Origin of the sequence: Pseudoalteromonas sp. BSi20652 (assembly GCF_000239855.1) — a bacterium.
Classification (GTDB): domain Bacteria; phylum Pseudomonadota; class Gammaproteobacteria; order Enterobacterales; family Alteromonadaceae; genus Pseudoalteromonas.
In genome coordinates, this window is the sequence record NZ_BADT01000108.1 from 58,757 (window position 1) to 65,015 (window position 6,259).

Genomic DNA, 6,259 nt, shown 5'->3' on the forward strand with positions numbered 1-6,259 from the left:
GTGAGACGATGCACTTTTATTGTGCAACGTTACACACTAAACAGCGTGCATATACACCTTGTGGATCGTTGTAATCTTTAAGGTTTTCAACTTCAGTACTTAATTGGTTAATAACACTTTGTAAATTAGCTTGCGTTGCTAACACTGATGTTTTTTGTGTTTGTAAACCAAGCATCGATTTGATAGATGCGTTACCAAAAATATTTTGAATCATTTTTTCTTGCGAACTTAAATCATGTTTAATAGTTTTAACTTCATAATTATTAAGTTTCGCAAGTGCAGCAGCTGCTTCTATAGCAGCTTGTTTATCACCAAGTTTGTCTACCAAACCAAGTTCAAGTGCTTGAGATGCAATCCATACACGCCCTTGGGCAATTTTATCAACTTGCTCAGGCGTCATGTTGCGTGCATCAGCGACAACATTTAAAAAGCGACCGTATGCTTCTTCAACACTCATCTGAATTACTTGACCCATTTTTTCGTTAAGGGGACGAGTGATAGAAAAACCAGCCATTTCGGTTGTTGCAACACCATCTGAATAAACACCAATCTTAGATAAGGTTTTTTCAAATGTCATAAACGTACCAAACACACCAATTGAACCGGTTATAGTACTTGGTGCTGCCCAAATTTCGTTTGCAGCAGAAGCAATCCAATAACCACCAGATGCAGCTACAGAACTCATAGAGGCAATAACAGGCTTACCAGCAGCTTTAAGCGCTAATACTTCCGCACGAATAACTTCAGAGGCAAACATACTCCCGCCACCTGAATCTATGCGAAGTACAACCGCTTTAACTTTGTCATCAAGGCGTGCTTTACGAAGTAGGGCTGCTGTAGAGTCGCCACCAATTTCGCCAGCTCTACGCTCACCATCAACAATCGTACCTTTAGCAACAACAACGGCGACTTTTTCAGTAATAGGGTTATCAAATTCAATAGGCGGTTTAACTAAACTTAAGTATTCACGAAATGAAACTTGCTTAAATGTTTTACCGTCTTCTTGTGCGCCAACTAAATCTATTAACTGCTTGCGAACTTGCTGACTGGTTTTTAAAGAATCAACCCACTGGTGGTCAAGTGCATATTTACCTGCATCGCCATCAGCAGCTTTCATTTTTTCAAGATATACGTCCATTGTTTCGTCAAAATTTGACTCATCAAATGGGCGAACCGCAGCAACATCTTGTTTGTATTCGCTCCAAAGAGCGCCTAACCAAACGCGGTTAGCTTCTTTGGCTGCTTCAGACATGTCGTTACGAATGAAAGGTTCTACTGCTGACTTAAATGTACCAACACGGAAAATATGCTGCGTTACTTCAAGCTTTTCAAGTGCATCTTTAAAGTAAAGCGGATACATGCCATAACCTTCAATACCTACGCTACCGTATGGGTGCATAGCTATTTCATCAGCGTGTGATGCAATATAGTATTGTGCTTGGGTATAGTAATAACCCGATGCAATGACTTTTTTGCCAGCTTGTTTAAATGCATCAATTGCATTGGTGATTTGCTTAAGTTTGTTTAAATGCGCTTTAGGCATTTCTTGTAAATCAAGCAGTATCACCGTAATGCGATCGTCTTTAGTCGCTTCGTTTATTACTTCAACAATATCGTCGAGTAATATTTCGCTTGGCGCTTCAGAACTAGAAGTAGCATCACTAATTGCGGCTTCAACCGGGTCTATGTATGTTTTCTCTTCAACAATAGGGCCATTTAGGTTAAGCCTAAGCACAGAGCCATTTTCAACTATTATTTTATCGTCGTCACTTGAGAGCGACACAAAGAAAATAATTACCAGTAATAAAAACAAAATGTTTAGTATTAAGCGACGAGAAAAATTAATTCCAGCCCAAATACCTTTAAATACCTTTGCTATCAAAATAGCTCCTTAATTTGGTACAGTTAATACATTAGTTGCATCTTAGCCTAGAATAAAAATAAATTTAACTGCTAAATCGTAACGAAGTGTTTATGAGGTGCTATTAATACATGTTTTTACGGCTTTTTTAATTAAATTAAGGCACATATTGCTTATTACTTGCCATTAAAGCAAAATTAGCTAATGTATACAGGTAAGACCAGTTGACGGGGCACAAGATGTTAGAACAACAATTACAATTAAAACACACACAATTACGTAACCGCTTAGTGATGGGCTCAATGCATACAGGCCTTGAAGAGGGCTGGCATAACCGCAAACGCTTGCGTGCATTTTATGAAGCACGTGCAAAAGGCGGCACCGCAATGTTAATTACGGGCGGATACAGCCCTAATTTACGTGGCAAATTAACACCTATTTCATCTTCATTTAATAGTTATTACGATGTATTTAAGCACCGCGCTTACACAGATGCTGTGCATAAACACGGTGGAAAAATCTGTTTGCAATTATTACATGCTGGACGTTATGCGTACCATCCGTTCAATCAAGCACCAAGTGCAATACAAGCACCTATTAATCCTTATAAACCCAAAGCGATGTCGCTTGGCTCGATTAAAAAAACAATTAAAGATTTTGCGCATTCTGCTTATATGGCTGAAAAAGCTGGCTACGATGGCGTTGAAGTTATGGGTTCTGAAGGGTATTTAATTAATGAGTTTATGGCGCCGCACACCAATAAACGTGATGATGAATTTGGTGGTAGCCTAGAAAACAGAATGCGACTTGCGCTTGAAATAGTTAAAGCTGTAAGAGCAAAAGTATCTGAACAATTCTTAATTATTTTTAGATTGTCGGTTATTGATTTAATTCCAAACGGTTCAACACCAGAGGAAGTTATTATTCAAGCTACCGAACTTGAAAAAGCGGGTGTTGATATATTTAACACAGGTATTGGTTGGCACGAAGCACGTGTTCCGACTATTGCGAGCATGGTGCCGCCAGGTGCATTTAAAGAAGCATCAAAACGTTTAAAAGACGTGGTTAATGTACCAGTGATTGCTGTTAACCGAATTAATACCCCAGAAATTGCTAATGATATTTTAACTGCAGGCGAAGCTGATTTAATTTCGATGGCAAGGCCGCTACTTGCTGATCCTGAGTTTTTTAATAAGTACGTAAACAATCAATCTAAACAAATTAATATTTGTATTGGGTGTAACCAAGGTTGTTTAGATCACGTATTTAAAAATAAACGGGCTACGTGTTTAGTTAATCCACAAGCTGCATTTGAGCTTGATTACCCGTTAGAGCAAGCAACCAAAGCTAAAAATGTATTAGTAGTCGGTGCCGGTCCTGCTGGTTTATCAGCAAGTTGTTACTTGGCTCAAAAAGGGCATAACGTCACGTTAATTGATCAAAAATCACAAATGGGCGGCCAATTTAATTTAGCCATGCAAATACCAGGTAAAGAAGACTTTAACCATACACTGACTTACTTCACTCATGAACTTGAGCGATTACAAGTTACAGTAGAACTTGGTAAAGCTTATGACGATTCAATGCTCAAAAGCTATGATGACATCGTATTTGCAACCGGCGTAAGGCCTCGCGAAGCCTCTATTAAATGTAGCGATGATAAGCGTGTGTTTGCTTATGACGAAGTTATACGCGGCGAAGTAGAACTGGGTAAATCAATTGCTATTTTAGGTGCCGGTGGTATTGGTTTTGATATGGTTGCGTTTTTGAGTGAACATAAATCGCAAACTATTAGCGAGTTTAAAACGCAATGGGGCATTGAGTGCGAAGCCCAACCACATAAAGACGAACGTCAATTGTATATGTTAAAACGCAGTGCGGGTCGTTTTGGTAGCGAGCTTGGTAAAACAACGGGTTGGATACATCGTCAAGTTGCCAAGCAGCATGGCGTTAAGCAAATTGCTGATTGCCAATACCAAAGCTTTGATAAGAGCGGACTAACTATTAATGTGGCTGGCGAAACTCATGTACTGCCAGTAGATACGGTTATTGCCTGTATTGGTCAGGTTTCTAATAATGAAGTGCTAGAAAATTATACGGATAACGCAAAGGTACATGTTATAGGCGGCGCTAAATTGGCTGCTGCTATTGATGCTAAACGCGCGATTTTTGAAGCACTTCAGGTCGCTAGAAGTATTTAACCTTTGTAAATAAATTGAAATATTTTATCAATTCATGCGGTCTTTGCTGTTTATAGTCTATAACTTAATAAACAGTGAACACGCAGGATACGCATGAATAAACTAACCAATCTTTATGATGCAATATTAGGTAAATTATCATTTTTAGATGGTTTACCTGCATTGCTATTTCGCTTAATTTTAGCCCCTGTTATGATCATTGCAGGTTATAACAAACTAGCTATAAGCGGTGAAACAGAAGGGCTTTTTGATAATTTTTTAGCATCTCCAGATGTAGTTCAATGGTTTGGTAATAGCGAATGGGGTTTAGGATTACCGTTTCCAGACTTACTAGCATTTTTAGCGGGCTGGAGTGAGTTTTTAGGTGGTTGGTTTTTATTATTTGGCCTTTTAACTCGTTTGGTCAGTATTCCACTTATGTTCACAATGGTCGTCGCTGCAACCTCAGTGCATTGGCATAATGGTTGGTTTGCAATTGCGCCAACTAATCCAGAAACAAGTGCTGCGCAAGTACTTGATTGGTTGTCAATTCCGGGCGCTAAAGAAAGCCTAGAAAACTCACTAGAAGTAAAAGACCGAATAGGTAAAATCCGAGACTTAGTTGAAGAGCACGGCTTTCCTGATTACCTCTACGAAAAAGGCAAACCTTCTATTTTAAATAACGGTATAGAGTTTTCGGCAATTTACTTTGCTATGTTACTTGGTTTATTTTTTATGGGCGGTGGGCGTTTCGTTAGTATTGATTACTGGTTAAAGCGAAATGTTATAAAAGAATAACGCATTTAATCTACTTGACTAACGGCCGCATAGCTTGAGCCTTTGCGGCCGTTTTGCATTTTAATTTTTCGGTATTTATTTATTAAGGTTTTAAATGTTACTCTAGCGTTTTGAATTTTGAGGAATCGTTATGAACGCCATCGAGCTTTTACTTACCCGCCAATCAGACTCTAAACTAATAGAGCCGGGCCCTTCGTCTGAGCAGCTAGACATAATAAAGCAAGCAGCATTTCGTGTTCCTGATCATGGCTGTATAGCACCGTGGCAGTTCATCATTGCTCAAGGTGATGCACGCAATAAACTAGGTGAAATTTACCATCAAAGTGCAATAGCAGAGCAACAAGAAGAAAAAGTAATTAACCGTGCTAAAGACCTTCCCCTTCGTGCGCCTATGATTGTAATAGCAATTGCTAAATATCAAGAGCACCCAAAAGTTCCTCGAATAGAACAAGTACAAAGTGCAGGATGTAGTGTGCTTGCAATGCAACAAGCTGCATTCGCTCAAGGGTTAGGCGGTGTTTGGCGCACAGGTTATTTTGCACAAAGTAGCGCGGTTAAAAAAGCGCTTAACTTACAAGAACAAGATGAAATAGTCGGGTATTTATATATAGGTACACCTGAAGTCGATTGTAAAAAGTCGCCTCGCCATAAGCCAGAACACTATTTTAGTAATCTGTGAAATAGTATGAACTTTGCGCAATTTACATAGTCGTAATTGATTAAGGTTACAAAGAGTACTATTTCAAAGTTAATGGCTTGGCTGTAAGAAGCGCTTGGAAGCACTAAATTTACTAAATCTTCTTCAGTTTGTTTTTTAATCGGTTGTTTTTTGATACATTATGGATAGTCTTAATAAAAATAACGATAAAGAAGACGGAAACTATGGGAAATTTATTTTTACGTGAAAAAGAGAATTGGCTAGCATGGTCAATTTGGGGAATCATAGGTGCTTTTGTAACACTGTATGTTGCAATGAGCACAAATGCATCACATTTTATAGCGGTTTCAGCAATGGGTATGCTTGTGTTGTTAACATGGTGGATGCACCAGTCCAGACGTTTCGACTTTGGGCGTGCATTTAAAGTATGCTGCTACGTACTGTCACTTAGTGTATTACCCGCTTTTATGTTTGTTATAGTACCCAGTGATGATTTAAATAGATTTGATTTAATTTTTCAAGGCGTTACCTTTACTGCACTGAGTTTGTTAGCGTGTTTAATTTGCTCTTGGATTGCTCGCAGACCTAAACAATATTATTAGTGTGTTTAACTTTAGTCCATTCACTTAATTTTTATTAAAGTGAAGAGCTTAACAAAAGAACAAAGTGGGTCTATTTTATCCAATAAGTTAATATTTTATATTATTTTATATTTAGCTCTTTACAAGTTACGTGTTTAACCATATTATTCGCGCCGTGCGG

Annotated in this window: 5 protein-coding genes; 4 read left to right on the top strand and 1 reads right to left on the bottom strand. The window is 38.4% G+C overall.

The window, feature by feature from the left end:
• Window positions 1-16 precede the first annotated feature (16 nt).
• Complete coding sequence (gene sppA / locus P20652_RS08550) at window positions 17-1,882, bottom strand: signal peptide peptidase SppA (RefSeq protein ID WP_008169039.1); 1,866 nt, start codon at window positions 1,880-1,882, stop codon at window positions 17-19.
• Between the two features lie 218 nt (window positions 1,883-2,100).
• Between sppA and P20652_RS08545 the strand changes: the two genes are divergently transcribed.
• The 4 genes from P20652_RS08545 to P20652_RS08530 all read left to right on the top strand — a co-directional run bounded on the left by P20652_RS08545 (window position 2,101) and on the right by P20652_RS08530 (window position 6,099).
• Window positions 2,101-4,062 carry an FAD-dependent oxidoreductase gene (locus P20652_RS08545; protein ID WP_008169041.1) on the top strand — a complete coding sequence of 654 codons (1,962 nt, stop codon included), beginning with the start codon at window positions 2,101-2,103 and terminating at the stop codon, window positions 4,060-4,062.
• A 93-nt stretch (window positions 4,063-4,155) separates the two neighbouring features.
• Window positions 4,156-4,839: a DoxX family protein gene (locus P20652_RS08540; protein ID WP_008169043.1), complete on the top strand. Its 684-nt coding sequence runs from the start codon at window positions 4,156-4,158 to the stop codon at window positions 4,837-4,839.
• 130 nt (window positions 4,840-4,969) lie between these two features.
• Window positions 4,970-5,518, top strand: a complete 549-nt coding sequence (locus tag P20652_RS08535; protein WP_008169045.1) for an NAD(P)H nitroreductase — start codon at window positions 4,970-4,972, stop codon at window positions 5,516-5,518.
• A gap of 203 nt (window positions 5,519-5,721) precedes the next feature.
• The gene (locus tag P20652_RS08530) at window positions 5,722-6,099 is read left to right on the top strand and encodes a hypothetical protein (RefSeq protein ID WP_008169047.1); all 378 of its coding nucleotides are present in this window, start codon (window positions 5,722-5,724) and stop codon (window positions 6,097-6,099) included.
• Window positions 6,100-6,259: the final 160 nt, after the last annotated feature.